Origin of the sequence: Geminicoccus flavidas (assembly GCF_009806515.1) — a bacterium.
GTDB classification, from domain to species: Bacteria; Pseudomonadota; Alphaproteobacteria; order Geminicoccales; family Geminicoccaceae; genus Geminicoccus; species Geminicoccus flavidus.
On the sequence record NZ_WUJP01000521.1, the window covers coordinates 1 to 2,828 of the forward strand.

Sequence of the window (2,828 nt, forward strand, 5' to 3'; positions counted from 1 at the left end):
CCTGGTTGTGGCCGACCTTGGGCCGGTTGGTGGCCGGGGCCTCGCCCTCGTCCTCGGACCCCATCTGGGCCATGGCGTCCTGGCTCTCGTCGCCCTCGCCGGCCTCGGCCATCGCAGCGTCCTGGGCGGCGCTGACCTCCTTGGTCTGGCTGTCCTGCTGCTGGTCCTGGCCCTCGCCGTCCTGGCCCTGCTCGCCGCCTTCGCCGCCCTCTTCCTGGTCGTCGTCCTGATCCTCGGGGCTGTCCTGGCCCTCGCCGTCCTCGGGCAGCTCCTCGGTGGTAAAGCCCAGGTCGTTCAGGAGCTCGCGCATCTCGAGCGCAAAGCGCTCCTGGTCGGCCAGCAGCGCTTCCAGCCTGGGCAGGTGCCCGGCCATGTGCTGGGCCAGATAGTCGCGCCAGGGCTCCAGCGCCTTGGCATGGGGCGTGGGCAGCTCGACCCCTAAGAGCTGCTCTCGGGCGAACAGCTCGACGATCTCCGCCATGTGCCCGGCCTGCTCCTGGCCGCCGCTCTCGATCGGCCGGGTGCGGGCCTTCCACGCGTTGAGCAGGTTCTCGCGCACCCCCGCCATCCGCGACGAGCCCAGCGCCTCGACCCGGACCTGCTCCATCTTGTCGTAGACGAGCTGGGCGATCTCGCCATTGGGGGCGTGGCGGGCGTGCAGCTTGGCGTCATGGTGGCGCAGGCGCAGCGCCGACTGGTCGCCCTCGCCACGGATCCGGGCTAGGTCGGCCTTGGCGAAGTCCTGGCGCGGCGTGGGCAGACGGACCGATTCGCCACCAGCCTGCCCTTCCGGCGGGCGCCGGTTCTCCCTGGCCCGGAACTGCACGTCCAGGCTCGGCTTGCGTGCCATCGCGCGCACCGTGGCGCCGACGACCCGCTGGAAACTGTCGATCCGCTCGCGCGCCGCTTGGTTGCTCTGCTCGGGCGTTCCGGAACGGGTTGCCACGACTGCCACCCTGCCACTCCTTCAATGCCGACCGGCGGTGCCGCCGATCCTGCCCTGCGCTGCCGCTAGCCGATCAGGCCCCAGTCGATCTCAGGCCAGAGCCAGCCGCGTCGCCGATTCCGGCAGCTCCTGACCGAAGCACCGCTGGTAGTATTCCGCGATGGTGGTCCGCTCGGCCTCGTCGCACTTGTTCAGGAAGGTCAGGCGGAAGGCCAGCGGCAGGCTCTTGAAGATCCGCGCATTTTCCGCCCAGGTGATCACCGTGCGCGGCGACATCACCGTCGAGACGTCGCCGGCGACGAAGCCGTTGCGGGTCAGGTCGGCCAGGCTCACCATCTGCGAGACCTGCTTGCGACCCTCGGCCGTGTCATAGTCCGGGCACTTGGCGAGCACGATCCGGACCTCGGCATCGTGCTCCAGATAGTTCAGCTGGGTCACGATCGACCAGCGGTCCATCTGGCCCTGATTGATCTGCTGGGTGCCGTGATAGAGGCCGGACGTGTCGCCCAGGCCCACGGTGTTGGCGGTCGCGAACAGCCGGAAGGAGGGGTGCGAGCGCAGCACCTTGTTCTGGTCGAGCAGGGTCATGCGGCCCTGGCTCTCCAGCACGCGCTGGATCACGAACATCACGTCCGGGCGGCCGGCGTCGTACTCGTCGAACACCAGCGCCACCGGGTTCTGCAGGGACCAGGGCAGGATGCCTTCCCGGTACTCGGTGACCTGCTTGCCGTCGCGCAGCACGATGGCGTCCTTGCCGACCAGGTCGATGCGGCTGATATGGCTGTCCAGGTTGACCCGCACGCAGGGCCAGTTCAGCCGGGACGCGACCTGCTCGATATGAGTCGACTTGCCGGTGCCGTGATAGCCCTGGATCATCACCCGGCGGTTGTAGGCAAAGCCGGCCAGGATCGCGAGCGTGGTGTCGTGGTCGAAGCGGTAGGCCTCGTCGAGGTCGGGCACATAGTCGGTGCGCCGGCTATAGGCATCCACCTCGAGATCACTGTCGATCCCGAAGGTCTGGCGGACTGAGAGCCGGATGTCGGGCTTGGCGGGCAGGTCGATCCGGTTCGACGGATCGAGGAGCGGACTCTGATCAGCGACGGTCATGACGGATCCGAAGACGCGAAGGTAGCGAGGCGATGGTGGCGCAGGGCGCGGAGCGAACAGCCCGCCCGAACGAGGGCGCTGCACCCGCAACGCCCACCCCGACAACCGCGACGCTAGCAGATCGTCTCCACCCGCGCCAACCCCGCCGGGTCTGCCTCAAGGCTAATGTAGGTGCCGGACGCGCAGGTGCGAGGCCTGCCGGTAAGGGATTCTTCAGCCGGCCTGCGGCCGGAAGGCGTGCCGGAGGTAGGACCGGACGAAGCCCGGCACCGCGTCCTGCTCCGCCTCTTCCGGTGCCCGGATGATCCGGATGCCGGCCAGCTCCGGTTCCGCCTCGGCGGCGAGAAAGGCCATGATCCGCGCGCGTGCCGCCTCGGCCGGCAGGTCGATACGGATGTCACGCATGAGCGCGGTGCGACCGCCTTCGACCGCCACGGTCCAGCCCGGCCGGACCTCGACCTCCCCGGGCATCAGGCCGGTTTCCTCGCTGAGCTCGCGCAGCACGTTGCCCAGCAGGTCGACCCGGCCGTCCGGCAGGACGTCGGCCGGCTCTGGCGTGCCCCCGGGAAAATAGACCCGCCCAGGATTGGCGGTGTGCCCGCCCATCACGCCCAGGAGGAAGCCGCCGTCCGAGGCGCACAGTGCCGCCAGGCCGAAGCAGTTGCTGCTGGACGGGTCGGGGAAGCCCAGGTCGCGGAAGGTGAGGAAGGCCGCATAGTCCGTGGGCGTGTAGCGCACCTCCAGCCGGTTGCCGGCGAACCGGCGGTCCCGGGCG

2 protein-coding genes and 1 pseudogene are annotated in these 2,828 nt (G+C 69.5%); all 3 read right to left on the reverse strand.

Going from position 1 to position 2,828, the window contains the following annotated elements:
- A pseudogene (locus EQG76_RS14715) lies at window positions 1-955 on the reverse strand (hypothetical protein); the annotation flags it as partial.
- A gap of 81 nt (window positions 956-1,036) precedes the next feature.
- Complete coding sequence (cobS, locus tag EQG76_RS14720; protein WP_159714771.1) at window positions 1,037-2,053, reverse strand: cobaltochelatase subunit CobS; 1,017 nt, start codon at window positions 2,051-2,053, stop codon at window positions 1,037-1,039.
- A gap of 213 nt (window positions 2,054-2,266) precedes the next feature.
- On the reverse strand, window positions 2,267-2,828 hold a 562-nt coding region (locus tag EQG76_RS14725; RefSeq protein WP_159714773.1), incomplete at its 5' end, for an NUDIX hydrolase.

Excerpts from the sequence above, each read along its gene's own strand:
- cobS (WP_159714771.1), bottom strand. The coding sequence starts at position 2,053 with ATGACCGTCGCTGATCAGAGTCCGCTCCTCGATCCGTCGAACCGGATC.